19 protein-coding genes are annotated in these 26700 nt (G+C 59.6%); 2 read left to right on the forward strand and 17 right to left on the reverse strand.

What is annotated here, in order from left to right:
- Positions 1-40: 40 nt before the first annotated feature.
- From K8I04_00240 to K8I04_00295, 12 genes are all read right to left on the reverse strand, one after another.
- On the reverse strand, positions 41-496 hold the full coding sequence (locus K8I04_00240) for a hypothetical protein (GenBank protein MBZ0070149.1): 456 nt from the start codon (positions 494-496) through the stop codon (positions 41-43).
- On the reverse strand, positions 493-1668 hold the full coding sequence (locus tag K8I04_00245; protein ID MBZ0070150.1) for a ThiF family adenylyltransferase: 1176 nt from the start codon (positions 1666-1668) through the stop codon (positions 493-495). Before K8I04_00245 ends, K8I04_00240 begins: the two co-directional genes overlap by 4 nt.
- Positions 1643-2398 carry a multiubiquitin domain-containing protein gene (locus K8I04_00250; GenBank protein MBZ0070151.1) on the reverse strand — a complete coding sequence of 252 codons (756 nt, stop codon included), beginning with the start codon at positions 2396-2398 and terminating at the stop codon, positions 1643-1645. Before K8I04_00250 ends, K8I04_00245 begins: the two co-directional genes overlap by 26 nt.
- 82 nt (positions 2399-2480) lie before the next feature.
- Positions 2481-5885: a UvrD-helicase domain-containing protein gene (locus K8I04_00255; GenBank protein ID MBZ0070152.1), complete on the reverse strand. Its 3405-nt coding sequence runs from the start codon at positions 5883-5885 to the stop codon at positions 2481-2483.
- 1 nt (position 5886) lies between these two features.
- Entirely contained in the window at positions 5887-6468 is a 582-nt protein-coding gene (locus K8I04_00260; protein MBZ0070153.1) for a hypothetical protein, read from the reverse strand.
- Complete coding sequence (locus tag K8I04_00265) at positions 6465-7271, reverse strand: DNA-binding response regulator (protein MBZ0070154.1); 807 nt, start codon at positions 7269-7271, stop codon at positions 6465-6467. The genes K8I04_00260 and K8I04_00265 overlap by 4 nt, the downstream gene beginning before the upstream one ends.
- A gap of 108 nt (positions 7272-7379) precedes the next feature.
- On the reverse strand, positions 7380-9434 hold the full coding sequence (gene brxL / locus K8I04_00270; protein ID MBZ0070155.1) for a protease Lon-related BREX system protein BrxL: 2055 nt from the start codon (positions 9432-9434) through the stop codon (positions 7380-7382).
- A complete protein-coding gene (gene pglZ / locus K8I04_00275) occupies positions 9431-11773 on the reverse strand; it encodes a BREX-1 system phosphatase PglZ type B (GenBank protein ID MBZ0070156.1) in 2343 nt (780 codons plus the stop codon). Before pglZ ends, brxL begins: the two co-directional genes overlap by 4 nt.
- On the reverse strand, positions 11770-15165 hold the full coding sequence (locus tag K8I04_00280) for an SAM-dependent DNA methyltransferase (protein ID MBZ0070157.1): 3396 nt from the start codon (positions 15163-15165) through the stop codon (positions 11770-11772). The genes pglZ and K8I04_00280 overlap by 4 nt, the downstream gene beginning before the upstream one ends.
- Positions 15166-15173: 8 nt before the next feature.
- Positions 15174-18617, reverse strand: a complete 3444-nt coding sequence (brxC, locus tag K8I04_00285) for a BREX system P-loop protein BrxC (GenBank protein MBZ0070158.1) — start codon at positions 18615-18617, stop codon at positions 15174-15176.
- Complete coding sequence (locus tag K8I04_00290; protein ID MBZ0070159.1) at positions 18614-19183, reverse strand: DUF1788 domain-containing protein; 570 nt, start codon at positions 19181-19183, stop codon at positions 18614-18616. The genes brxC and K8I04_00290 overlap by 4 nt, the downstream gene beginning before the upstream one ends.
- A complete protein-coding gene (locus K8I04_00295) occupies positions 19158-19997 on the reverse strand; it encodes a hypothetical protein (protein MBZ0070160.1) in 840 nt (279 codons plus the stop codon). The genes K8I04_00290 and K8I04_00295 overlap by 26 nt, the downstream gene beginning before the upstream one ends.
- Before the next feature lie 334 nt (positions 19998-20331).
- On the opposite strand from K8I04_00295, the gene K8I04_00300 reads away from it, so the two are divergent.
- A complete protein-coding gene (locus K8I04_00300) occupies positions 20332-20487 on the forward strand; it encodes a hypothetical protein (GenBank protein ID MBZ0070161.1) in 156 nt (51 codons plus the stop codon).
- A gap of 11 nt (positions 20488-20498) precedes the next feature.
- Here the strand turns inward: K8I04_00300 and K8I04_00305 are convergent, their stop codons facing one another.
- The 5 genes from K8I04_00305 to K8I04_00325 all read right to left on the reverse strand — a co-directional run bounded on the left by K8I04_00305 (position 20499) and on the right by K8I04_00325 (position 25335).
- Positions 20499-22064 (reverse strand): conjugal transfer protein TraG N-terminal domain-containing protein, encoded by a 1566-nt coding sequence (locus K8I04_00305; GenBank protein MBZ0070162.1) that lies wholly within the window; start codon positions 22062-22064, stop codon positions 20499-20501.
- Positions 22061-22438 (reverse strand): hypothetical protein, encoded by a 378-nt coding sequence (locus K8I04_00310; protein ID MBZ0070163.1) that lies wholly within the window; start codon positions 22436-22438, stop codon positions 22061-22063. The genes K8I04_00305 and K8I04_00310 overlap by 4 nt, the downstream gene beginning before the upstream one ends.
- A complete protein-coding gene (locus tag K8I04_00315; GenBank protein MBZ0070164.1) occupies positions 22428-23735 on the reverse strand; it encodes an integrating conjugative element protein in 1308 nt (435 codons plus the stop codon). Before K8I04_00315 ends, K8I04_00310 begins: the two co-directional genes overlap by 11 nt.
- A gap of 74 nt (positions 23736-23809) precedes the next feature.
- Entirely contained in the window at positions 23810-24838 is a 1029-nt protein-coding gene (locus K8I04_00320) for a TIGR03756 family integrating conjugative element protein (protein ID MBZ0070165.1), read from the reverse strand.
- Positions 24835-25335 carry a TIGR03757 family integrating conjugative element protein gene (locus K8I04_00325; GenBank protein ID MBZ0070166.1) on the reverse strand — a complete coding sequence of 167 codons (501 nt, stop codon included), beginning with the start codon at positions 25333-25335 and terminating at the stop codon, positions 24835-24837. The genes K8I04_00320 and K8I04_00325 overlap by 4 nt, the downstream gene beginning before the upstream one ends.
- A gap of 770 nt (positions 25336-26105) precedes the next feature.
- Here K8I04_00325 and K8I04_00330 point away from each other — a divergent pair.
- Positions 26106-26700, forward strand: a 595-nt coding sequence (locus tag K8I04_00330; protein ID MBZ0070167.1) for an IS5 family transposase, incomplete at its 3' end; no start/stop codon positions are given.

The raw sequence follows: 26700 nt of genomic DNA on the forward strand, positions 1-26700 counted from the left end.
CTGGAAGAACTGGCAGTTCTCAGCTGAGAGCGAGCCATTCCTATACCAATCCCCCCCTAACCAAACGCCATAGACGCTGCCAGAACCTGCTAGGGACAGGGTCTGCCGACGGCTGGGTCGCTGGATCAGTGACATCGTCGTGGGAAGCGGCAGTGCCGTAGTACCGGGCCTTGGCTGCCCGATCACGGCGGCGTTCAGCTTCAACCTGCTCGTCAGTCCACTGACCTGCTTTGATGACTCGGCCTCGTTTGATCACGTAATGAGATCTACAAGCAAGCGACCAATTTCCGATAGATGGGTGAAGGGACACGGTTTCGCCGTCGAAAGTCATCTGCCAGTCTGTTGGCGTGAAGGGCGTCACCACTTCTTCCCCGCACCCGCAACAGCAACTATGCGCGGCCGTCCCGTACTCCATTGAAATGAAGAGAACGCCTGGGTTGATGGTATCTGGAATATGCTGTACAAACTGGTGTTCGAGACAGGTATAGCGCATCATTTCGTATCACCGTTCAATAGCATATTGCCGTCTGTAGTGTAGGTGCAGTGATGCTCCCCCTCCAGGTCCCGATAGAATCCGCGCAGCTTCTTCCATTTGATGACTGCGAGCGCAGCGTTAAGCGCGTTAAGATCGGCAACTTGAATATTAGACGAATAAAGGTCTTTCTCTCCGCCGCCTGCGAACGAGATTCGTCCCTGATGAACATGATCACGTTTCTCCGGCGTGCTTGCGGTCACACGCAGGATTCCACCCAGCGATCCGTCATCCAGTTCCAGTCCCATGCCCACGTCGACAAACGATGCACCCATCGCTTCAAGTTTCTCGACCACCAGGCGTTTCTCTTCCCCTGCATCCATTGAGAGAAAGGCAAACGTCACTCCATCGAGCAAATGGAGGTTGGATGCGTCAAGCGCCGATGCGTGGGCGACGATTCCGCGGTGCATCCGCGAATAGACGGACTTCAGATAGTCGACCTTCTTCGGCACCTCTCGCAACTCGTCGATCGACGCTGCACCAGGCATGCGAAAAGCGTTGTGTTGCAGGAATTCATCATCATCGAACACCCGGATCTCGTGGACCGGCGTCTTAGCTACGAGGTCGAGAATATAGCTCCCCGTTCCACCGCCGCCGATGATCGCCACAATCTCCGGTTTCAGCCGCTCCGTCAAAGCACCGATGCCAACCCTGTCGGAAGCAGTTTCCGTATAGTTGAAAACGCTGTCTTCCTCTGCCTCCGGGGTTCGAAAGGTGCGCGGTGTTGCATCCGGCTTCAACACTGCGGCCGGGCCCGACAGAATCGCAGCATACGTTGTCATTTTGTGGAAATAATCTGTATACCCACCTTCCGGCTTACTCGAAAACGTATGCTTAGCCTTGAGACCATGCCCGAGGTCGAAATCTCCGCTCTGGTGCGATATCTGCTGGATCGGCCCACCATCCGACCGGCAAGGGAAGTCGCCATCAAAGTGCATCACATGCGTATCCGGCCTACGGGTTTGATCCCCAGCCATGGTCAGGCTGGAGATCAGTGTACCCATCCGCACCTTGCGACTGGCATCCACGTAGGGCACTTCACGCATTACGAGGAAACCGCCCACGATCTGCACGAAATAGCCTTCTTCGCGAAGGCGCTTGAGGTCGGCGTTACGACTGAACAGTTCGCGTGACATTGAACACGGTCCCCTTCTTCTTGACGTCGACGGCGCCTCCGGCACCAAGCTCACCGGCATGCGGCTTCGAGGCTGCGTGGCGATATGTCATCGAAAATACAACGTTGGCGTCGTGCTCCCCGGGAAAGGCGAGCTGCACGATCTGCTCGAACGTGACGTGCTGATCCTCGATTACACGGGGCCGCGAATTGACGATGATCTCATAGGTCTTGGAGGGCCACGGCGCCGTTATGAAACGTTCGATGCCCGGCTCATTCAGGGCGACGAGGTCCTCCGGCTCAATCAGCCGATCTTCCCCGTCTCGCACCTCAAGGAAAACGGCCTCGCCTTCGCTTACACCCGACAGGGCATAGAGCGCCGCACCGCCGATCACCGGCTTTCCCCATTCGAGCTGGCGATCATCCAGCGTTAGCTTGTAGTCGCGATCGGTTTTAAACGCCACGAAGCGTTCAGCGCCGCGTGCACGAAGATCGAACGGCTCGTCAAGCCGGACGTCCTCGAACTCTCCAGACAGCAAGATCGCGAACAGGCTGAAACCGTCGCGCGGGTTGCAACCAGCGGCGGCGAGAATCTGACGCCCCAGTGGGACGGGATCGGCAACCTCGAGATCGCGGAAGCTCAGATCGTCCTGTGCGAAGCGGATACGATAAGCCCGCGCCGCACGCAGCCCTCGGTTTTCGCGCAGGGCGACACCCAGATCGTCGTAATCGAGAATATCTTCGGTAGTCATAATCGTTGGTTCCTTAATGCTGTACCGGGTGGCGCCCGGCTTCTAAGGTTCCAATCGATGCAACTACGGCCGACCGGTAAGGTTAGCCAGAATTTTTTTCGAGGGCACCGGGTGGGGTCGGGCCGCAAACAAAGAAGGCGGGGCATCCCGGGCATGTGCGCGACGACGCCTTGGCGGGAAAGCGTCCACCACGGATGTCCGCCAGAAAGCCTGAGAGCTTGTTTTGTCGGGTTTGAAGCTTCTTGGCCGACAGGTCGAGCGGCCGCGCGGTCTGGTCCGACAGGTGGATAAGTTCTACCACTGCATCGGGGAAGGTCTGGCGAGCCGCCAGTAGAAAGGCAGCAGCTCCTACATCGTCGGCTTCGGTGCTACGAAAATGCCCAGTCTGCACCCGACGCACCGTCCGGCTCCCGTCAGGCCGCACAAGGACGTCATCCGGGCGTACGATGATCTCTTCGGTCCCGAAAGTGAGGCTGAGTGCGGTCGGGGTTTCCGGTGTGTGCCCTTCCCGTGCAGTGAGAAAGTAGCGAATCATGGAGATAGCGAACGCTCTGTACTCGCGGACATAACCGTGGTCGGCGAGACCATGCGCGGCGAAGGCCTCTACAAGGTGCCTTTCCATATCCTCATCTCCGGAGATCGCGTTAGCGTCAGCGATCACTGCCTGAAAAATCATGCGAACCGCTTCATGCATCTGCATGAATGGCGTCGCTGTCCGCCGGCCGCCGACCTGCAAGATATGCGTGTAAAAGAAGCGCCTCGGACATCGCTCATATAGAGCCAGTTGTGGTCCAGTGAAACGGAGCCCGCCGTCCGTCGCAAGCGCGATGTCGGCCATCTCGGGTGCGAGCGGTAGGGTCCTCTCCGGATTGATCGCCTGCCGTACCACCTTCGGGCCAAGCCGATCCAAAAATGCCGACAGGGACCGTTTATGGCCATTCGATTTCTGAGTGGGCGCATAGAGAAAAAGCCGGTCACGCGCACGCGACAGCGCCACATAGAAGAGGCATTCTTGCTCCTCGGCTTGGCCCGTTCGGAATGCATCCAGCGCAGAACCTTCGGCCCCTTCCACCATGCCATCCGGCGGCGGACATGACGGCGCCGGCGGCGTCCGTGGGATTGTGTCCGCATTGAGTCCGGGCAAGTGGACAACATGAAACTCAAGCCCTTTCGCGCCATGGATGGTCATAAGGCGCACCGCATCGATCCCTTGGGCGGAGGCTGGCAATTGCCGCAGGTCGCGGTCGTCGCCGAGCCGCACAAGCCGCCGCACTCGATCGAGCAGCCGGACGATGGGGAGTCCCTGACCGCTTGGCTGGACCCGCAGGAAGTTCATTAACTGCCAGATCGCTATGCCGCGCGTGCGTTCTGCGATGTCGTTCGACGCGCAAATGCGCGCGGCCATATGCGTACGGTCAAGCAGAAGCGTGGCGAGTACCGTCCAGGGCGCTGAACCGCTATCGAAGCCTTGCATCGCCAACGCCAGTGCCCTCAAAGCGCGGTGACCTGCCTCAGTCAAGCCTGAAATGGCGACAACATCCTGTAGCCACGCCGCCGGTTCGCCTTCGTTTGCACGCAAATATTCGAAGACTGCGGCTACGTCCTCAATCGGCATTGCGAATTCCTGCATACATGCGGCACGAACAAGGCCCATTGCGCGGCGATCACTGAGGATCATCAGCAAAGAAAGAAGATCCTTGACTTCCGGGCGCTCAAACAGGCTACCCAGAAAAAGGACCGGGACGCCCAACCGTTCAAGATCCTGCCCGAGTTCAGAAAGCTTCTCATTACCGGTGCAAAGGACAGCTTGATCTCGATAGGCGTAGCCGCCACGGCGCATATCTTCGATGGCGTCAGCGAGTGCAACTGCCTGCTGCGGCGACTGATCAACTGTGCAGAACTCCGGAAAGCGCCGGCTCGGCCCTCGTTCTGACTCCAGGCTACTATCCTCATCGCCGACTTTCATGCCTGTCGCAAAATTTGAGAACGTCTGCACCACTTCCTCAACAGAACGGTAATTCCGCTTCAGACGTCCCCGCTTACCGCTACCAAAATCCTCCTCGCCGAAGCGGGCCATGTTAAACGACGAGGCTCCGCGAAAGCGGTAAATCGATTGTTTAGCGTCACCAACCGCCCAGAGATTCCGGCCATCTCCACGCAGAGCTTTCAATAGGCGAACACTGCTGCGATTGACGTCCTGATATTCATCAACCAGTACATGGTCATACTGCCCTTGCAGATGGGCCCTAATTTCCGCATTTTCCTCTAAAAGGCGGACCGGCATCGATACAAGATCGCCAAAATCGACGCAATGGGCTTGCCGTTTCAAGCATTCATAGGCGGCATAAACACGGGCGACTTCTTCTGCACGTGCAGCGGCCTCCTGATCTTCAGCAGAGACAGCCCTGTGAGCCATATCGCCTACAAGTTCAGCGTAGCGTGTTGGGTCGACAACTTCATCCTTGGCGCGTGAAATTGCCTGGAGTATGTCCGCAATGATTTGGGTCGGATCATAAAGATTTCGGTAGTGAATCAAACCAAGGCGTGGAAATTCATGTTCAAGAAGTTCCACCGCCTCGGTCCGATCCATCATTCGAGGATCCTTCGGCAACCCCAACTCGGTATGGAAGCGTCGAATGATATCGAGTCCAAATGCGTGGAAGGTTCCGATCCACATGGCCGCTGCGGCCGACCTGTGCTTGCGTGCGATACGCTCCGCCATTTCGCCAGCAGCCTTATTGGAAAAAGTCAGCAGGAGGATGCGACGTGGATCAATACCGTCTTCGAGCAGACCTTGGACGCGGGACGTCAATGTCTGCGTTTTGCCAGTGCCTGGCCCAGCTTCCAACAGATAGGCTTCACCCCGATGCATAGCAGCTTTCGACTGCAGCGGGTTGAGGGGGCGTTCAACTGGATCGCTTTCAACTATGGGGACGATCTCAGGCAACAAAAGTGCATCAAAAAGCTGCTGAGCAACCACGTCGAACGGTGCACCGAGCTTTTCGGCGATTTCTGATGCCGTATGCCCCTGCTCCAGATGAAGGGATCGCGCGATGTGGCGCGGCAACAGAAACTCCCGCGCAAATAGATCCATCTGGACTTCGCGCCGTTGCCGGCGGCCGTAGTCAACCACCCGATCAATTCCGACCGGCGAGGCTTCGACCGCTCGAGCCGGATCAATTTCGTATGCCGGCTCGTCATCAAAGTCGTCGCCAAGTTCGACATGTCCGATTTCGTGGGCAACAAGGAATGCCTGTTCGAACGGCGTACCGATATTTTCGTGGAGGATAAGGCCGTCTGCGACGATAACAGTGGCCCGTCCGCCGTCGAGCAAAGCTGAATCGGCGGCCGTCGGTTCGACGTCGAACCCACGCCGCCGGGCTTCGGCCACCGCAAACTCATAAGGACGCCAAGGGTCGTGTCCGTTTGACAGGATCTGCCGATGCAGGTCGGCCGCGATCTGCCGCGCCAGCTCGACCCCGTCCATGTTAATCGTCCTCGACCAGCAATTCGGTGCGTTTCGCCACTGGTACGCCCGCATCAATCAGCAGTTGCTCGAACGTAATTTCCGCTCCAGCGGACGGCTTGACGTCGGCCTTGTAGCTTCGTGCAAGTGTGGGTCCCAAAGGTGCCGACAGCCCACTTAAAAGCAAGTCCACCGAGCAACTGAGTGCACGCGCAAGTGCCGCCAGAAAAGGTTTCGGAACCGACTCGAGCTTGACGCGTCGCTCTCTGAAGGCTGTGATAACCTGTCGGGGTACGTCCAATGCATGAGCAACCTCTCTGAGTTGCGGCACCGACAGGGCAGCCAGAGGGTCCTTTGCTGACCTCTTCTCTAGTGATACGTGATTCTGCCATGCCACTTCGATCAGCGCTTCTTCATGTGCTGTCAATGAGCTTTCGCCTCCCTCAACTACACGTGAAAGTTCCCTCGACAGGTCCGCAAGCTCAGCCGCGAATTGGGGGAAATCCCGTAGATAACGTTCAAGCGTCTTACGGTCGTGAACAGTTTCGACAGCAAAGGCATCCAACACTTCTTCACGTGATGGTTTAACACCGCCCCGGATCATTGATCATCTCCCGACATGGCGGCACGAAGCGCGGCAAAAGCCTTGTCGCGATAGGTCCTGATCGTCTTCTCGGATTTCCCGAGCACCTTGGCAATGGTGACTGCATCCGCATCTTTCGAATCGATTGGAATACCCTTTCTCAACATTTCGATGATCCTCACTTGTTCGGGTGGCAGGATGTCAATCGATGCGTCAAGCCGTGACCGGTAATCCGAACCGTCAATTTCAGGTTGGTTGAATGGGTCGAAGCTGCCAGCCGCCCGCTCGACCTCCTCCGCCAACTCGCCGGTTTCCTCATCATATTCGAGGGACGCTGATCGATTCTCATCGCGCCAGGCCTGTTCCTGAGCGTCACGCCGCAGGCTAGCGAGTGCACCATCAAATCGAACCTCGAAATAATCAAGTTTTTCAGAATACTCCGTGCGATCCAGCGACAGCATTTCAACGAATTTGCCAAACACGTTATCGCGAATGACAGATTTGGTCAGCGAGGCAGTCTTGCCATCGGCATTCTCTGCCCGCGGGAGGGCTCGAAGAACACGTTCCGCCAGAATCTTGTACAACCGCTCGAAACTTGCCGTCGAATGATCGGAACGGCTGGCACGTACGAAATAGACAAGACATTCGCTCGGAACATAACTAGGGTCGTCACGCTTTTGGATGCTGCATCGCGCGACCAGTTCATCCTGTGTCAAACCCTCAAATTCGGCGAGTCTGATCTCGATATTCGCATCTCGCGTGTAAACCGTACCTTCGAGGGTCTTTTTTCTCAGTGGCGTTACCAATCCATTCTCCCGTTGCATTTGGCGCCGCAGCCCGCAATGTTCATCGGAAATCCCAGCACTCGCCGCCAAAGCGCCTCGTCAAATTCCGCCAGAATGACGCTTCGATTGACTTCTGGGAGGTCTGCATCACTCTAGCAACGCTTTGAGCAAAGCATCTGGCGTATCCGAGTAAAACTGGATATTGATCCGCGTTGCCATATCGTCTGACAACTCGAATAGCTGCTTCCGTGCCGACACGGGCATCAGCACAGTATCAGCGCCTTTCTCAACGGCGACCTCGATAATACCGACAGCATTCGCCAGCGGTTCTATTGAGCCGCCGAGGTTGAGCGCGCCGACAACAATCAGTCCTCCCTTGGTACTTTTCTCAAGCAGGCCGCTGCAAAGGGCCATCAGAGCCGGTAGGCCGAGGGCGGTTCCGCTGCGGTCGTTGTCCATAGCACGCAGCTGTAAGGAAAACTCGTGAGAGCGCGGGTCTCGATCGCCGACCAGTTGCTTTGCCCTGGTATAAAGATTCTGCTCGGCGTACCTGACGCTTTCCCGGAACGCGGGCGGTACTGGTGCGTTCAGGATCTTGACGCCACTTCCCTTGCCAACCGTCACTTCGAGGCGGTACAGACTGGCACCCGTCTCGGGTCCGCCCGGGCTGATGCCCCACACCTGGCCCGGAGGTAATGGGTCGAGTTCGATCGCTTCGTCGCTATGCAGCTCAGGCGTCGATACGAACTTTTCGACACCGTCTTCGCCCATCGCGTAGCTGAAGTGTGTATTGCGGAATTCACTCTTGAATACTCGCTTCTGTTGCTCCTTCACCCGTCGGCGGACTTCGAGGGCGACGCGAACCATTTCCTCCAGTTCCTCGTCTGGAACCGTCATCTCGGGGTCCGGGTAAATCAGCTTGAGCAGGCCGCTCACTGTCTTGTTGACGGCCGTGATGTCCCGCCCACTTAGCGCCCCACCGTAATTCACTCGCCCCTGAAGCACCGGGATTCGACTTCCGGTGCGTAACCGGCTCCAGCACTCGGACAGGAAGTCACTGACCAAGCCGAAGTGATCCGTGAAGTGTTCGTTCGGGTTTAACTTCGGAAAATCCCACCCGGGCGCATACGCGTGAATGCGATCCATAAAAGCGGTATCGTCGCGCATTTCGGGAGGCAATGGGCTCAGCAGGTGACCGACCCGTTGCTGATGCTCGACTTCGACATCAAGGTTTCCAACCATCACGATGCCACCCTCGGCACGAATGCTTTCCTTACCGCGCGAGAACTCGCCGGACTCCATGTAACCCTTGAGGATGTTTACGCCGTCTTTCTGATCAAACGACACACCGGAGATTTCGTCGAAGCAGACGACGTCGTATTGGCACACCAAGCCACGCTGACCGTTGGCATTGTTGACGAACATCTTCGCCACCGTAGCCTTACCACCGGAGATCAGATGTGCGTATGGGGATATCTGCTGGTAAAGGTGGCTTTTGCCCGTCCCGCGCGGACCGAGCTCGACCATGTTGTAGTTGCGTTCCACGAACGGCACCATCCTGACAAGCGCGACCAATTGTGCACGCTCCGACAGTGCGGACGGTTCCAGGCCCACGCTACGCAGCAGAACACGTTTCCATTCCTCAGTGGTGAAATCGTGGCGGCCGCGTTTGAGCGTATCCAGCACATCTGCCTTGGAAAGCTGGATAGCACGCAGACTGTCGATCGCGAAAGGACGGCCACCCTTCTCCTGAGCGATTGCAGCGTCGTAGCTCAACGTGACTTCCGCATAGAAGCCATCGGTGAGCATACGCTCATGCTGTTTGACGAGGCTGTCTTCGATACGGACATCCTTGATCGCGAGGCTCGGCAATTCCGCTACGAACGAGTCCGTCTTCGCGTCGAGCTTCGCGCGGACGATATCGATCAGCTTGATTGAACCCTGGTCGCGAGCCCGCGCCTTGAACAGCTCCTCTTCACCCGTCCTGACCGTGCGGTCCGACAGCTGGCGCTCGACGATCGTAAGCCCTTCCTCAATTTCCTGTTCGTCCGTGCTAGCGCAGTAGCGTCCGAGGAGAAACTCGACCACGTACGTCGGGACCGGATATTGCCGGCTGTACTTGCGTACCAGGTCCTTGCGAACCAGGTAGCCTTCAAACGCCGTCGCCGCCAGACGGTCGAGTTGGTCGAGTTCTACTTTCAATCGTCACCCCCGATGATGGTGGGTTGTTTCGTTATCACATGGCCGCTGACATCCAGCACCACTACCACAGCCGGCGTGCCCTCAAGCTCGTCGTCAGCAACCAAAAGGCTGGCTGCTCCTTTGGCGTCCACCGGTCGCACCTTGCTAACACTCGAACTCGGATCATTGACCTTCGACCGCAAGTCCACGGACAAGCCAGCTTGAGCAGCCTCGACCTGAACGCGGCAACGCAATCCGACCCAGGAGACCTCTTCAATCTTCGCGGCTGCCTTAGCAGCGGCTTCGCCGGCCGTCACCCGAATCACCGGAACCAGACTCTCCTGCAGGCTCATCCCGCCGTGTGCGTATTCATTGCCTGCGCCAAAGCAGGCAATCCCCGGTGCCACTGCAACCCGCTCGTGGGCATTCCAATGCCACCGGACGGTCGGAACCTCAACCTTCGATCCACCCTTGATCGCAGCGCATCGAGCCCAGCGGCTTGCAGTCAGGTACTTCGGTAGATCGACCTTAGGCAGCCCACCGGGGAGCCAGAGCCAACCGTGGTCCGTTACCACTCGGATCTCGCGCCAACCGGCGTCGAGCAGAAACTCGATGCGCTCAAGCAGCAAATCGACCTGTTCTTCGATCCGGCCCGCGAGCTTACCCTGTAGGGAGTGGCCCAACTTGTCGAGCTCGCCATTCTCGGTCCAGCCGCGGCCCGAGGAATCGCCCGATTCGTCGGCGCCTATGTACTGGTAGCCGGCCGTGGTCAGAAGTTTTCGGAACCGGTCCGTGGTCAGCGGCTGCTCGGCATCTGCCGTCGCAGGAAGAAAATCCTCCCCGATTGACATACCTTTGATGCCCTTTGTGACCGGTGAGACTGCTGGCTTGGCGGTCGCGGTCACCGTCGGCAGGCCCGCCCACCGGGTCGACAGCGTTACAGACCAACCCTTCGTGCGCATGCGTTGGACCAGACGTTGTGAGACGTCGAAACGGAGGCCATCGGCGAAGAGTACCAGGCCGCCGGATTCAACCAGGAGATCTTCCAGCCCCTGCCCATCGTGCCCCGGAAGCGGCTCTTTCTCGGCCAGAGCCTGCAGATGCTCAGCCGCCGACTCCAGCCAGGGCCGGTAGACAGCGTTCAACGCTTTACCCACGGCCTGGGCATCGCCGGATGACTTCACCGCGGCCATTGCAGACAGCGCGGCAGTGTCAACCTCCCAAGCCGTGTCGACATACAGCTTCGCCATCTCGGCCGTCGATGCGCCGCCAAGTTTGATCGCCGCACGTTCCGCAAGCTCGGCCAAGTGGCCGAGCGCATTGGCGAGCGGCGCCTGGCCCAGCTTCGCCCAGACCCACCCGCGTCTCGGTCCGTGCGACTTTTCGAGTTCGAGGACCTGTTCACGCGCTTTGGTGGGCGTGGATTTCTCCAACGCAAGCAGCGCTTGCCGCAGTGCCGCCTCTTCCTTCTCGTTGTTTTGGGGCCAGGAGGAAGGCTCCACGAACAACTCGCTTGGCATCGCTTTACTGAGTAGCTCCGGAACGCCTGGATAGAGCACCGGCGACTCGGTGAATCGCTCCCACACCGCAGCCCACGGGCCTTCCCGCCTGCCGAGCAGCTCTGCGCCGACCAGTTCACCGTCTTTGTCCGGATCGAACGCGAAATCAGCCTTGCATCGGGACTTGAAGGCGCTCCACCGACCGCTGTTCCAACCCGACTTCACCGCCCCGGGCTCACTCAGCCATAGCAACAGATCCTTGGCCGGATCGTCCGAAAAGAGCTTGTCGAAATCCTCCGCCTCGAGATGCTTTCCCTTGAGCCGGTCGACGGACGTTGTGGCCAATTCCGCCAGGGCGCCGAGCATGGCCCGTCGGGTCGTCGCATCGCGCGCGACGTCTAGACCAAGCCCACCTTCTTCGGAAACCAGAAAGGACTCGACCGTCCAGTCCTTGCCGTTCTTCTGGGTCCAGCAGACTCCGCGGTACTGCAGCTCCACCAGCGGCTTAAGACTGTCCGGGCATTCCTGGACCGCCCGGAGCTCCTGCCGGCTTACCTCGGGGAGGTAGATGATCGGAGTTACCCCGTCCGGCAGTTCAATCTCAGGCATCCCCCGGTCCACGACACTTCGCAGCCAAATCGCCGGCCCTATTCGCTGGTCAGGTTGGTATTCCCCGAGCGTGAGGAGCTGCGGAAGCAGCCGACGCAGCTGCGGAATGATCGGTTGCCACTGTGCGTCGTGGTCCGTCCACAAAACGGCGTACGGATGCACGACATCGTTCGGGTTGTACTTCGCCGCCGCCGCTAGGGAGCCAACGAGCGCCTCTATGACTGCGTTGCCGGAAATATCCATGGCTGTCATTTGGCGGAGCCGTACTTGTTGCCGCCGGCGCGCGCCGCCTCTCTAGCCGCGCGCTTTTCGGCAAGAGTGAGGTGAACGTCGTTGACCCGCTCCCCGGTGAACTTGCCGTCTTGCCAAAACCAGGGGTGTTGGGACTGCTCGCGAACAGGCTCTTTGCCGCGGTCTTTCTTCCAATGGATGTTCGGTTTGGCGCGCACGACGCCGGCGCCGGTCTTGCCGCCGGGGATGTCCTGGGCCAGGAAGGGGCGGATGTTGATGCGCACGCCGTCGTTGATGTCCGGCTCCCAGCCGAGGGGTTGCTCTTCGATCGGTTTCCAGCGGACGAAGAGGTCGAACGGTGGTTCGCCTTCGAGGATGGCGACGAGGCGCTTTTGCAGTTCCAGCGCGGCGGCCAGGCGGTCCTCGGCGCCGCCTTCACCGCGTTTGACGCCGTCTTGCTGGCGGCCGATCCAGTCGCCGAGATAGCTGTAGGTGAGGGATTCCAGCAGGCGGCGGCCCTTGCCATTGCCTTCGGCCAGCTTATGGTAGTTCACCAGCGCATGGAAGCCGTCGCGTTTGCGGCCATCCCAGATGTGCCAGATGAAGGGGCGGTGCTGGAACAACTTGCAGTGCTGCTCGAAAAAAGCATTGCGCAGCCAATCGTCGAGGCTGTTGCTGCCGGCATCCGTGAGCAGCTTGGACAGCACGCCGTCGTTCCAGCCATCTCCCCACGCGGCTTCCAACAAGTGCAGTAGACGCTCGTGGGCGGCCGGTTCGCCGCGCACAGACGGCAGACAAACGATGCCGTCGTCGTCCTCGAATTGGTAAAGCGCCTTCGCCCTATCGACCCAGGCACGGGCCTCGTCAGCCAGCTCCATGTCCGCGTCGTTCTCCGCCGGCCAGTGGTAGCCGAGTAGGCGGGCGACGGCGATATTCAGAACCGTAGCGTCGGCACGCAAGGGGCCTTGCACCAGTTTCTTCTGTGGCTCATCCCAGATCACCGAACCGCAGGGGTGGCTGTGGAAGATCCACTGTGTGGGGTCGTTGGAGTAAGGCTCAGGTATATCATGCAAAAAGCGTTTCGCCGCTTCTTTACGCCAGCACTCAATATCGATGGGCATTTTTGACACATACCCATTATCAACACTCAGCTTCTGATTTATCGATCGTAATCCTGTTGCAAATTGCCCAGACGAGCAAAAACACCACAAAGCAGCCAAATCGGAGGAGTCGATAGGGACAATTATTGGTGTACTGTTCGAGAAGTAGCTACCCTCGAACAGGGTCGCAGGTAACGAGCGCATCTGTCCAATTGCGACTCCTCTCCTTCCCCATGCCTGTTCTCCTCGGACTGCAGCACCTTCAAACGAAACGACACCGGACCAATTTACAATGTGTTGCTTTCCACTTTGCAGAATGGTCTGCTCAGATGGATTCTGAAAATATTCAAAGCCATCAACAGGCATCAGATTTTCCCAGAACGTTCTAACGAAACGTAGGTTGTCACCTGTCGATGTCCCTTGATAGCAATATGCAAACTCGGACATCAGCGGCAGCTGCTCGCCTATTTCGAGAGATATGATGGCATCCGGATTCCCCAACTGCCCCTTCTGACTGACCGCTGCGACCTCACCGTCTCGCAACACTTCGGCCTTTCCCGCCGCCGTGCGCGGGGCGCTGGCGTCGATGCCACGCAGATGGCCTTCCACATGCGGGCGGGTATGGGTCAGGGTGAGGAGGATAATGAAGGCGCCTGCGGCCTGTGAGCTGTCGAAGCCGCCTTCCCCCAACCGCGCCAGCAAATCCCAACGTACCTCCTTGAGCAGGTGCTCGCGCTGGCCTTTGTAGCTGGTGAGAAACAGCCAGTTCTGCGGCATGACGATCTGGGTGACACCGGCGCCCTCGGGCAAGGACAGTTCCAGACAGCGCTCCAGAAAGACATTCGCCAGGTCGTTCTTGGCCTTTGAGTAATGGGTATCGGCGAACTTGCGCAAGCGCTCGTTCTGCTTGCCGCGTGTGAGATACGGAACATTGGTGATAACGAGGTGATAATGACCACTCAGCAACCGGGCTGCATCGGCAAGACCAAGCGCGGCGATGGTGGTCTCTTCCCACTCTTCGTCGCCGGCGTGTTCGCGCAAGGCCCGCCCTAGCAACGGCGCCACTTCCTCGAAGCCTGCCGTCAGCATGTCTTCGGCTACGGAACGCGATGGGTCGATGAGGCTACCGAGGATGGGGGCATCACGGAAGGTGTCATAGAGCGCTGTCATGCCGGCTTCCAGGCGGCTGTCACCTTCGGCCAGCGCCAGCCACTGTTCACGCTTGCCGGCCACCGGCTGGCCGCACCAGGCGAGATTGAGCCGGGGCAGCGGGCGATAGCCGTCCCCTTTGGGATAGCGCCACGCCTCCAGCGCCAGCGCGAAGGCGGCGATGGCGACACAACGTTGGTCCAGCTCCAGCCCGTGCAGGTTATCGCGCAGGACGGCATCCACCGCTTCCGCGGCGTTCAGGTTCTCCAGCGTCATGCGCATGGGCACGAGCATAAGGAAAGCAGCCACGAGGAAATGTCCCGAACCACAACAAGGGTCCAGCAGGCGGAATTCCGAGAGATCATCGGGCCAGCCTTCGAAGGCGCCGGCAGCGGGTTTGCCGTCTTTGGTTTTACGCAAATAAGTGAGGTTGACCGGGCAAGGTCTCTCCGGATGCCGGCTGACCCACCAGGCCCCGAGCGCGTTGTGTAACAGAAACTGCACCATGTAGGGCTCGGTGAAGAGCTGGGTGACGGCGGGCAGTTCGTCCGCACCGATCTTGACCTCGGAGCGGTTCACCTCGTCTTTCTTCTTGGTCTGCCAGAACTGATAGACCCAGCCCAGCGCATCGGTCGCCGTGAACACCTCGGACGGCAGGCCTTCAACCAGGCCTTCCAGCTTCAGCCGGTGTTCCCGCGCAAACTGCACCTCGAAGACGGGATGGTCTGGCCGAAACACTTGCGGCAGCATGCGGTGCGCGAAGCGTGCCGCCAGCGCCCATTTGTCGACACCTTCCTCCTTCGCCAGCTCCTCGCACTCGTCTAACGTTATGGCGACACCCAGCTCCGGTTCAATGAGCAGATGGTTCTCAGCAAGGAAGCGGGCGAACAACATGCCGTGCCAGTGCTCATAGGCACACTCATGCACCAGGTGATCGATGCTATGACCGCCCGACCGCGCCTCGAGACGGTCACTCAGTTGGCGCGCGTGCGCGCGCAAGCGCCGGCGCAGAGTGCGTTGCTCCGAGTCCATATGGCCGTACGGCTCGTGGTGCTGTACTGCAAGCGCCTCGAGCGCAACGCGAGCACCAGCCTCGGCGACATCACGGGCTTCAACTACCGTTCGCTCGAGCTGCCTGCGGAATTCTGTCAACAGTGTCTTCATGTCAGCCCCTACGACACCACGATAGGGCCTTGTTTGAGCTGCTCGAGCAGCTCTTGTTCGGTCTTCGCAGCCCAGGTCTTGACCTCTTCTGGAGTCCGCAGCGTCGCACTTCCCAGCTTGACGTGATGGGTCTTCGGTTCGATCAGTTTGTCGGCCTGGATGCGTGCGTCCGCGAAGAGCTGTGGCAATGCCGCAGTACGGGTCCTCCAGGCGTCGAGGGAGATACGTTCGACGGATTCGAGCACCTCCTGCTCGGTGCCGGTAGCACCTTTTGTGACCTTGGCGATATGTAATCCGTTAAGAATTCGGTCGCGATCAGATTGATCGATCTTCTGCCAGCTCTCGGCGGCCTCCAGGCGCACCACTTCCGAGTCGTAGGTTTCGGAGTAAAGCTTCTCCGCCGACGCCAGTGCGGCGCGCAACGCATCTGCCACTGCCTTCGCGAGGTCGGGCACCGGATCTGCCGCATCAAGCAGGCTGCGGTTGGCGGCGATAGCTTCGATCTGCGGCTGCGCTTCTGTCGCCGCGTCCAGCCCCTCAGCATGGCGGGCCAGAGACTGCAGTCGCTTGTACGCGGGCAGGCGCTTCTCGGCCAGGTCGCGCGCCTTGGTCCAGTCTTCGATGTTGTTCAGGAGCTCATCGTGTCGGTTCAGAATGCCGACCAGCTGTTCGTTGCCGGCAAGTGACTGGAGGTTCAACAGGTGGCTGGTTTCGGGGCGCTCGGGGAGCGGCGCTTCTCCGCCGGCGCCACGCGCAAGCTCGCTCAGCTTGTTCAGGAAATCTCCAGCGGCGACGGCTTCTTCGTTTGGTTTGCAGGCGACTGCGGCCGTCTGCAACAGCTTGCGCACCTTGAGACGCTGGCGGGTGTCGATGGTTGCACTCTCCACCCGGAAGTCGGTGCTCGAGACCTTCGCCTGATCGAGCTGCCCGGGCTTGAGTGGCGTTCCATTGGTGGTCGCCCGCAAATGCCCGGTGCCAAACAAGCTAATGAGCGCGGCATCGACGGCGTCGCGTGACCAACCGTAGGGCGGATCGGAAAAGTGCGTGCGCACGTCCTTACCCTTCTTCCCGGAACCGACGAAAGACAGCACCGCGGAGCAGACCGGATGATCTTCGGTCTTGCCGCTGTAATCCAACGCTTCCAGTGGGTGTTCAGCACCTTTTCGGGCGCGCTCGATCACCTTGGGCCAGCGGTGATCATCGGCATCCTTGAAGTCGTAAAAGAGGCGATCCAAAGAAGCATTTGCGGTTTCCTTGACCTTGTCCAGCAAGGAGGCCTCGAGCCTCTCGCTGCCGCCGCCCTGGTAGACTTTCGCGCCATCGATGACTTCAGCGACCAAGCTCCGCAGGCTGTTACCCGCCTCGGTCAATCGGGTCTCCATACCTTGCCGGGCCTCGATCCCCTCGGGGCTCGACGGCACACCTTTGTATTCCAACGTATCCTTTGCCGCGCTCTGGGCGGCGATCACCCTGGCCAGTGCGTCGGCACGCGATTTCGGTACGAATACGTGGATGATCGGGCTATCGGGACCTGCAGCACGCGCATCTGCAATGACGCTTTTCTCATCCGCACCCCAGCCATCGCGAATCCAGACGGGTATCTCGTGGGTGGTGCCCTGCGGCGGTTCCGCGCCGAAGTGCAACGCCAGCTTTCTCGGTTCCTTGCACTTGCCATGCAGCAATTTCACTGAGCCGATGGCATCCTGAACCGCAGCACCCAGGAGCTGAGCACGCTTGCTGCTCATCCGCGCGGGATCGTTGACGAGCTTGGTCTGCCGGTTGCGGAATTCCGCTTCCCATTCGCTGCTCTCCCGCGTCTGCAGGCTGTACTCGTCGTCGAGCTTCATCAACGTGCCGGCGGCGACGAGCTCGTCCAGCAATTTCGGTAGCTGACTGCGCAGGGCAGCGCCGTCCTTTGCCAGATCCTTGACCAGCAAATCCGCCAAGGTGTCCGTTGTGGCCCGAACTCCGATGTCGACACCCGCCTCGCGGGGCAGCTTGCGGATGAGGAAGACCAAGGCACATAGCCGCGACTTCAGGCTTCCATCCGGGGTGCCATCGTCCTGCTCGGCGATCGTCTCGTTGACCTCGCGTAACAACACGCCGGACTGGAGCAGGTTGGCGGAAATTTCCTCGAACAGGAAGTCGGCAGGCACAACCGTACCGACAGGGTCGTCGGCCGTGCGTCGGATCGCGTCGTAGACGATGCGCAGCTGCGTACGAAGCTGCCCCGCAGTACCCGCGCGATCGACCGCGCGCAAGGCGTGCTCCCAGAAGCGGCGTCGTACGGGGAGTAGCGGATAGTCCTCGACAAGGACCGACTTGTCCTCGCTGCGAGGACCGATCTTGGTACCAACCAGGTGCCGATCGAGTTCGCCGGCGTTACCATCCAGAGTCGCTTTGACATCGTTGACGCGATCCGGGCGTTTCGCCAATACGACTCGACGTGTGACCGTTTCGACATCGGTGTCGGAGAGTTCAACGTTGACTGTGAACCGGCCCTGCAGTCGTTGCAGTGCTGGCGTACCCGAGAGCGCCGTCTGCCCGGTACCCAGGAACAGCAAGCGGTCACCGAACCGTTTGCTGCAGGCCTCCACGACTTCCTGCACTACGTAAGATCGGCTTGTGTCATCACCGATGTACTGCTGCACCTCGTCGAGGATGATGACCGTGCACGGCATTTCGCCTTCGGGGGCGAGGGCGTCCTGTAGCGCGGTAGTGAATTCGTCGGTGGTAATGTCCTTCGGCTTCGGAAACTGTGCGCGGAGCGCAGCCCTGGCATCCTTCTCGCTGCCAGCGAAATTGGGGTCAGCGGCGAGTAGTGCTTTGGCGATGAGCGGGCTGACATACATGTCGTTCAGCTCGCGGCGAAAGTCGCGCCCTTGCGCCTCCACGGCGGCGCAAACCTGATCGTAGATATCGTTCTTCCTGAGCCACAGGCTGAAGCGCGCCTGAGGGTAACTCTCGGGCAACTCCGCGGATTTGAAAACGATGCCGAGCAACGCGAGTCGAACGCTGTCGCCGGCCCCGGCGCCGAGCGTCCCCGCCGCCGCATGAAGCCCATGAGCACGCTTGCCGAGGGTCGTGATCTCCTTCAGCAGGTCCTGCACATCGTTGGGCAGCCGCGCAAGACCGCGAGCGCTCGCGCCATCATCCGGGAAGGTGTAGTCCGTCCACAGAAAGCGGAGCATCTTCGCCAAATGCGATTTACCACTACCGAAAAACCCGCTCACCCAGGCCGCCGGTTGCTCGGGCTGGCCCTGGTTGCTGACGTAGGAGTCGAGAATGCGTACGAGACCGCGCTGATATTCCCCTTCGCAGACGAAATGCTCGAGCTCGAAGCGCAACGTACGACGCTCGTCGTCGGTCAGGGCGTCGGTCATAGTTGCGACGCCATTATTCAGCAAGGTGATCTTGCCGGGGTCCCTTTGGTAGATATCGCGGTTTTTCATACCTCGTACACTCCTCGATCTTCGTGCAAGGTGATCGGGACTGCGAGGTAGTTCCACCCATCCCGTGCATCCAACAACCGGTAGTTGCTGTTCTCGTATTCGCCGGGGAAAAACACCACCACGCGACCTCTGATATCCCGCTCGATCTCCTTCATGAGTTCTGACACGCGGACGAAACCGAACAGCGAAGCAATGCCGTACACGCCGACGACCGAATTCTCATCGGCTTCAGGGGCCGTGAGCGCTTCTCTGACACGTCCGGCCACGTGCTCAAGAAAATCGTCCTCCAGCTTGAGTTCCATATCCTCGGGTGACTCGAAATAGCTGTCTCGGTACTCGATATCGGCCATCCACTGTGCGAAAACTCTGGTTAAATCACACTCGTGCCAGGTGTGCCCTGCTTCCGCTGTTGCAAGCGCGAATAGATCTTTTCGCGCCCGCAGGCGGCGTTCGTCGGCTTTGTCGTAAACGATGAAGATCGCACGCTGGGCACCGGCCAGGTCCTTCTGCCACGGCAAAGCGATATAGCTCTTGTAGCGCTCAGCCAGCCTGTCGATGCGACCCATGAATCAACTCCCGTTCCTTTTCAGTGAACAGCGCCGGAAACGACACATCGATCATCGATCCGGATTGTTTGAGATCGAGCAGGCCCAGCCGCTTGGCGTCGACGGCTACATCGATAAGGTCATCGGGGCCGGCATCCAGTATCGCGGCCCAAGGCGTTTCGAACAGCAGCCGGCCGCGACGGCCCACGGCGAACCCGAGTAGCAATGCGTAGGTGGTTGCAGCCGGCGTAGCGTCTACCTTCTCCCTTGTCTTGCGCCCTCTACCACGAAAGTGGCCGGATTGAGTCCACGAAGAAGAGGCATTACGCACAACTTTGTCGAGAGTCGCGTCGTTCAGGCGCTCGCCGACCGCTTCGGAGAGGGCGTCCTTCATGGACTGCCGGGCGAATTCATGGCCGTAGGGCGTGCGAATAACAGCTGTCGCGGTTGCCCGCAGGAGCGGGTCTCTAGCCAGAGCCAGCAACATTGCCAGAAGCGGGCGACTGCCTTCGTGTCGACCCCATAGGTCTCGCAGCACCCGATACAAGATCAACTGATTGTCGAGGCCGTAGAGCTCGGTCAAGCGTTGCAGCGAAAGCTTGCGAGTCGCCGCTGTCCGCTTGCCCAGGCAGTTGTGCTCCATGACGGCATCCGCGTAGTCCTCGCGGCTTACTTCGCCGGGGGCCGCATCCAGGAGATGCGACAGCTCGTCGAGCATGATGGTACGGCTTGTATGGGTGCCCCGATCACCCGAACGGAACCCCCAGATCATGGCCTGGCTGCCGGTTAACCCAGCAATCCCTGCTTCGAAATTCAGATCGGATATCGCGCCCATGGTGAGGTACTATAGCGGGCCTGGAAAATATGTCAATATTCGCCGGCAAACTAGCCGGCGAATATAAACGGTCGCAGGTGAGACGCTACGAGGACTGTAAAACAATAGGTTATGATGTTTTTGTTGAAGACACGCCATCCAATCCGGAAGCGTGGTCACCGCGGGAGCGAGATTGGCAAGTGGCCGCCGAACGACGATAAGCGTTGCCAATGTGGCCCTCTATACCTATTCTGGAGAGGGCAAGACTGTAACTAACGAGAAGACGCAATTGGGCAGGCGAGTGGACAGAATGCTTCAGAGAGTGGGCCGAGTAGCATGGGCTGCAGGGGCAGTGATGCTGGGTCTCTTACGAGATCTGCTGGTTGCTGTACCCGACAACGACCATGACGACCGTCAACTCCAGGACACCGATCTCATTGGCGAGTACAACCACCGTACCGGCCGTCTGGACGCCGGTAACGATCCCTACGGCTGGTACGACGAGGATTAGCCGAGCCGCCGCTAGCGGCGGAAGCCTCGGCTCGTGGCAGCCTTCCCAATCGCCCCGCCCTGGCGACCCGCGTCGTCCGCAGGCCGAGCCAGCGGCGCGGCAGCATTGTTGATGCTGCGTCCAACATTTACTCCCGCCCACGCCATCATCCCGCTCCACAGCAACGGCAGCCCCAAGTAGAGGCTGGTTGTAATCATGTTGAGCAGCATGCGCTTGATGTCATGCTCGCCGGGGTTCGCAAAGATCTGCAGGAAAACGTTCACGTCGGGATACATCGACTGGATAAGGTTTTGGTCCACCCACATGGCGAGGTACCAAAGTACGCTCCAGAACTTGACAGTTAAGATGGCCATGGCGCCTATGACCATCATGGAGATGGAATAGCGCGACAACACCACAACCATAGGCAACAAGGCATACATGCCGAGCAGAAGGACTGCCTGCACCATGGGGAGCGCCTGAAGGACGGCGGTCATAGTGACGGAAAACAGTGCGGATGCAGTGAGCACGCCTCCCGCTGCAAGGCCGCCCTTGACCCAGTTTTCCGCAGTACTGATCCAGCCGGTGGTGCCGGCGTTGTTCGCCACCAGGTCGTTGTTCGACCAGCCGGGTGGAGCGTTGGTGAGTACAGTGCGGGCGACGGCATCGTTCTGCTTCTCGGTTGCCAGCGCCGGTGCCACGGAGACGACGAGGCCCGAGAATCCGGCGGAGGTCGCGTCCGCCTCGTTGATCAGCTTCTCCCTCAAGCCGATCGTGCCGTCCTCCCACCACTCCTTGCAGTAGGGCTTGCCCCATACGGGCGGTGCGGTCGGGTCGTATTCGGTATCGCGCGCCCCGATGTAGGCCCAGCCCGCGATCTGCATGGACGGGCGAAGCGTGTCGTAATAGCCGGGTGTGTCGCGGTAGACGTGCGAGCCCATCCAGTCGGGATCGTCCGGTCCGTAGGTGCTCAACAAGGCGTTGACCGCCGCCGTTGCCGGCCGCTCGGCCTGGTATTTCGAGCGCGCCGGGATGTAGCACTGACTGAAGAAGTCGCTGGCTTCCTGTCTTAAGCGCGGGTCCGCGATGGTGGCCAGTCGGGCCTGCTGCTCGTAGGTGCGCATGTCGGCAGCCGAGGGCAGACCTTCGATCACGGCATGGTTCAACCCCGACGTCATGGCCAACACCGCGTACCACCATACCGGGATATTCACGGTCGCGGGTGAACCGGCGAATCCGGTCGTACCATAGGTGCTCTGGGGTGCGCCAACCGTCGCGGTGGCGGGCGTGGGATCGATCAGGGTCGGCGGCGGGGTGTAGCTGAGCGTCCCGGCGTTCAACGGTGTCAGCGCGGCGGGCTGTCCAGCCAGGACCACGACCAGCAGCGCGATGAACAGCTCGATCTCCATACGGCGCAGTGACAATCCGGTAACGGTACCGAACTCGCCGCCTTCAGCGGGCTCCCGCCAGTTGTCGATCAGAATGCCGAGAAACGGCAGGAACACGATGCCCGTTCCCAGCAACACGTCCCACAGGATGCCGTAGAAGGCCCAGCCGAACAGCGTAGTGAACAATTCGAGATAGCTGTCGACGGTCATGTACTGGGTTCCTGCAGGGCGGCCAGGAATAGTCCCATAAGGTTCTGCCCGAGCATCAGTTCGATGACGATGAGCCAGGTGACGATGCGCCAACGCAGTGATTGCAGGCGCCCTACCCCGGCCTCATCGACGCGCCCCCAGCGATGGAGCGACCGCGTCATCGCTGGCCACGCCAGCGCGACCAGGCCGATCAGTAGCAACCGGATCACGGTGGCGACCGGCTTCATCACCTCGATTCGGCTCTGGATCGCGACGACGGACGAGGTCTGCACCGAGTACCACAGGAAGACGCCGATGCCCAACGCCAGCCCGAACGCCAACAGGGTCAGCAGCACGAACCAGCGACGGCGCATGGCAATGCCGTTACGGAACACGGCCATTGCTCAAGGGCCGGGGATCGATCGTGGGCACCGAGGGTGTGTTCAGGGATGACTGGCGTCGCGCAGCCGCACGCTGGAGTAACATGCTTACCGTGTCGGATACGACCTCCTTGCGCACCCGGGTCTCGAACAGCAGGTTCTCGATTTCTTTGTCGAGCTCGGCGATGGAGGTGTCGGCATGCTCACGGGCCACTTCGGTCGCATAGACCTCCGGCACTTGCCGGCCGGTGAGTAACAGTCGTCGGGCGAACAGGGCCTTTTCCACCGTGCGCGCGGTACTGATCTCCGAGACCAACCGCCCCATGATCAGGCTCTGCTCAGAGGCCGGCATCTCCCGGATCGCCTCGATGACCTGGCGCGTGATGGCCACGCCGGGCGCGGTGATGTTTTCCAAATTCGCGAGCGTCGGTGGCGTCGCACCACTGACCAGATTCTGAATCTCCACCGTCACCGTGCTCGCTTCCTGATAGAGCTTCGGCAACAGGCCGGTGCCGGGAATGCTGTCCTTGCGGCAGGTATCACACGTGGTGACAATATTTTCGCCCACCACGTCCACCACCCAGTCTCTGGCCTCCGCGGGTGTGGCCCAGACCTCGGACAGCCGGGTCGCCGACGCCGGCGGCACGGGTCCCACCGCGGTGACGGGCCGGTTCATATTGATGTTGTAACCGGCCTTGACGATATCGCCCGTGAACTCCAGGAGTGGCTGACCCGAACCACCCGCCTGCCCGCCGATCCACGGCACACCGTTGTCGCCGTTGGACGTCTCGACGGCGGTCTTCGCGGTCACGGCGTCGTTGCCGCCGACACCCATCTGGAGTTTCCAGTCGTTGCCCTTGGACAGGGTGATGAGATCGGCATAGGGGTTTTTGCCCTTTGCAATCTCGGCTTCCATCTGTTCGCAGGACTTGGTGGCGAGCTGCATGGTCTCCTCGGCCTGCAACAGCGCATTCTGGAACATGTCGTAGAGCCCCGGATTGGCCCGTTGCAGAATGAGTGCTGGCAGAGATGCGATGGCGGCACTCGCCGCGACAGTCATGGCATTTATCATGTTGTCGACGCCGGCGCCGATGTCGTTCAACGTGTTAGTGACCGCCGCCACGGGATCGAACTTGCCGCAACTGTATCCGAGACCCAGCTGCGCCGAACCACCGAGAGTAACCGAAACCACCGAGGGATTGGCCGGCGCCGACACCGGTTCCGCACCTCCGATCTCGTAGTACCACAGGCTGTCTTCCGTCGGCGCCTTGGCGGCGTAGGCGCTATTCCATAGCAATAGAGCGATCAACATCGACGCCCAAGTAATGCGTGAAATGGTTCGAGTGGATCGGTGTGTCGTAACCATTGGGTATCCTTGCTTGTGCCTCATGGTGGGTAGGAGATCCAGTCGATGTCGAACAGGAACCACTGGCCGCGCCGCTGGCAACACTTGTAGGGACGCCAGAGGTTCCAGACGTAGTCGCCCTCCCCATCGACCCGACCGCCGCCCCACCCCGTCAGGGTTGCCAGATCATTGGTCCCGAACACATCACAACTCGTCTCGGTACGCGGGACCATCATCTGCCAAGTGCCGGAGCGGCGGTCTTTCTCCATCAGCGGACCGGGCGACCACACCCTCTGGCTCGAAGACGACGATGCGACAACCGGAACGTAGACGTGCGGCTGCGCCGTGCGGGTCACGATATCGCCGGCGCGCTGCGCGTTGATCGCCGCGGCCTTGGGTTCTTCGGCTTGCGTAGTCCAACCGGTGCGTGGATACACCCCGCCCCAGGTCTGCAACGGCCAAGTGCCGAGCTCACGCAGCCCGGGGATGAAACTCGCGGGAAAGAAGATCTCTGGCACCTCCTGACGCCAGGACAACGCATCGAGCCCGGACTGGAAATACGGAACGAAGGACGTCGTCTCCGTCTGGCATAACATCCCCACGCCGGCGACGATTCCGGAGAGCGAACTGAGCGGATGACCGATGGCATCCGTCTCACGGAAGATCATGTTCTTGTGATCGCGGTTGTCGGATGTCCCTTCGGTGCGGTTGCCGGCGCTGTCGATGGGCACTGCGAGCAGTGACCCAAGCAATCCGGCCGCCGCCGTCTTCTGGGCGAGGCCGAGTGTCGCCCGGATCTCCACCCAGGGATTACCGCCCAGCTCATTGAAGCTGCTGACCACCAGGTCCGGGTTGTAGTGCCCAACCTTGAGTGACGTCCGGACACTGCAACCGGACCAGGAACAGCGTAACCAGAAACAGGTGCCGATGGGCATCCACTGCATACACGAAAACGCCGCGGCCGTCGTCTCGGCCACGATCTCCGGTGTCGTGATGGAACCTGCCTTGCCAGGCAACGGCATCGCCAGCAATGCAGCCAAAGCAAGTGACAGAACCCTCTGCCCTGTCATGGCGTCCGGCCGGCCTGCCACTGTTGATACCGATGCAATGCTTCGCCGATGTCGGTCACACCATAGATCGCCAACTCACCGTCGAAAACGATGGCGGGATAGCGATCGATGCCATATTGCGCCACCTTCGCCAGGCCCATCGCGGCGCGTTGCATACTGGCGCGATCTTCCTCATGCAGTTTCTGGAAGTGTTGCAGCACGACTCGCTTGGATTGCTCTGGATCGGCCGAAAGGCCTTTGGATAGCTTCGCCTCGATACGCTGGACACCGTCCAGTTCGTAGACGTGGAATTCGATTTCCCTGTAACCCGTCTGCTGGCTGATGACTGCCTCACTGGCCACAGGCAACTCAGTTGTGGTAAATATCTCGACGAAGTCTGGATGCGCCTCCGCTGACTGACCTGCTTGTGCAGCGGCAGCGGCAGCGGCCAATAGCGCCATAACAACCGACACCGGCAAACCGAAGCGAATGGAATATGTGTTCCCGATCATTTCCACGAATGGCCCAATGACAATGCGATGGGCTATCGTGGCTTGCTGGGCAGACCAGCGGAACCGAAAATCCCTTCAGGTCACGGCGTGGTTCTTATCCGGAATAGTCACTTCAGCATGAAAAGCGAAGTACTGAGAACCCCCAAACAGGGCAAATTGACAAATTATGATAAGGTGGACCCCTGTTAAGAAAACAGCGTTAGTATGGCTCGCTTCTAGGGTCGCTTTCGAACCAGGAACGGCCATAATCATGCTGGATTGTCACTTGGCTCGAACAGTGAAATAATCCCCCTGTTGCAGACGTTCATGTCCTGGCGCCAAATCTAAAAAGCAGACAGTCAACGGCCACGCCAAGCGGCGGCGAAGCCGTCCGGCTTGGGCACCTGGTTAGGTTCGCATTCTCGCTTCACAACGCACCTTTTAGACTAGACGCGAGAAGCCTTTGGATACTCTCGTCGCTTCTGGAAATTCCGAGGCGCGGATTCATCCCCCACTGCGACGTGTGGACTAATAGGTTTCTAGCCTCAGAGGTCGACATGAACGCGAACCGAATAATGGTTCCAATGATCTTATTGCTTCTTCGCGTGTACACTCGCTGCCAAATTTGAGAGTATTCCTTTATAAAGTTGTCCATCAGACGATCTATCGAATTCAGTAATTCAGAATCGTTGTTGCTGACATATATTTTGTCCCCTGGGTTAAACAACTTAGGGCAACTCTGATTAAGTCCCAACATCTGCGATAATACGCGCATGGTTCACAACGGTTAGGTATCGATGAGACAGCAGACTTTCGCCACCGGTGACTTTGAACGCTACCGCAAGCCGACTCGGCGGGAACAGTTTCTGACCGAGATGGAGCAAGTGGTCCCATGGGCCCAGTTGTGCCAGCTGATCGAGCCGTTCTACCCCAAAGCCGGGAATGGCCGTCCGCCGGTTGGCCTGGAACGCATGCTGCGCATCTACTTTCTTCAACACTGGTTCAGTCTGTCGGATCCGGGTGCCGAAGAGGCGTTGTATGAATCCCGCTCGATGTGCCGTTTTGTCGGCATCGACCTGGGTCGGGAGCCAGTGCCGGATGAGACGACGATTCTCAACTTCCGACATCTTCTGGAGCGGCATGAACTGGGTGGGCGCCTCTTCCAGGCGGTGGGTGACTACCTTCAGGCCCAGGGGCTGCGGGTTTCCAACGGTACCATCGTCGACGCCAGCATTATCAGTGCCCCTAGCGCCACGAAGAATAAAGACAAGGCGCGCGATCCCGAGATGCATCAGACGAAGAAGGGCAACCAGTGGTACTTCGGCATGAAGGCGCATATCGGGGTGGACAGCAAAACCAAGCAGATTCACTCGGTGGCGGCCACGGCGGCCA

Source organism: Gammaproteobacteria bacterium (assembly GCA_019911805.1).
Lineage (GTDB): Bacteria > Pseudomonadota > Gammaproteobacteria > Thiohalobacterales > Thiohalobacteraceae > JAHJQQ01.

Bases quoted from the DNA above. Each gene is read 5' to 3' on its own strand.
- K8I04_00255 (MBZ0070152.1), bottom strand. From the start codon at position 5,885: ATGGACGGGGTCGAGCTGGCGCGGCAGATCGCGGCCGACCTGCATCGG.
- K8I04_00280 (MBZ0070157.1), bottom strand. From the start codon at position 15,165: ATGAAGACACTGTTGACAGAATTCCGCAGGCAGCTCGAGCGAACGGTA.
- K8I04_00245 (MBZ0070150.1), bottom strand. From the start codon at position 1,668: ATGTCACGCGAACTGTTCAGTCGTAACGCCGACCTCAAGCGCCTTCGC.
- K8I04_00305 (MBZ0070162.1), bottom strand. From the start codon at position 22,064: ATGACCGTCGACAGCTATCTCGAATTGTTCACTACGCTGTTCGGCTGG.
- K8I04_00315 (MBZ0070164.1), bottom strand. From the start codon at position 23,735: ATGTTGATCGCTCTATTGCTATGGAATAGCGCCTACGCCGCCAAGGCG.
- K8I04_00265 (MBZ0070154.1), bottom strand. From the start codon at position 7,271: ATGCAACGGGAGAATGGATTGGTAACGCCACTGAGAAAAAAGACCCTC.
- K8I04_00250 (MBZ0070151.1), bottom strand. From the start codon at position 2,398: ATGACTACCGAAGATATTCTCGATTACGACGATCTGGGTGTCGCCCTG.
- K8I04_00320 (MBZ0070165.1), bottom strand. From the start codon at position 24,838: ATGACAGGGCAGAGGGTTCTGTCACTTGCTTTGGCTGCATTGCTGGCG.
- K8I04_00300 (MBZ0070161.1), top strand. From the start codon at position 20,332: ATGCTGGGTCTCTTACGAGATCTGCTGGTTGCTGTACCCGACAACGAC.
- K8I04_00290 (MBZ0070159.1), bottom strand. From the start codon at position 19,183: ATGGGTCGCATCGACAGGCTGGCTGAGCGCTACAAGAGCTATATCGCT.
- pglZ (MBZ0070156.1), bottom strand. From the start codon at position 11,773: ATGACAGCCATGGATATTTCCGGCAACGCAGTCATAGAGGCGCTCGTT.
- K8I04_00295 (MBZ0070160.1), bottom strand. From the start codon at position 19,997: ATGGGCGCGATATCCGATCTGAATTTCGAAGCAGGGATTGCTGGGTTA.
- brxC (MBZ0070158.1), bottom strand. From the start codon at position 18,617: ATGAAAAACCGCGATATCTACCAAAGGGACCCCGGCAAGATCACCTTG.
- K8I04_00240 (MBZ0070149.1), bottom strand. From the start codon at position 496: ATGATGCGCTATACCTGTCTCGAACACCAGTTTGTACAGCATATTCCA.
- K8I04_00260 (MBZ0070153.1), bottom strand. From the start codon at position 6,468: ATGATCCGGGGCGGTGTTAAACCATCACGTGAAGAAGTGTTGGATGCC.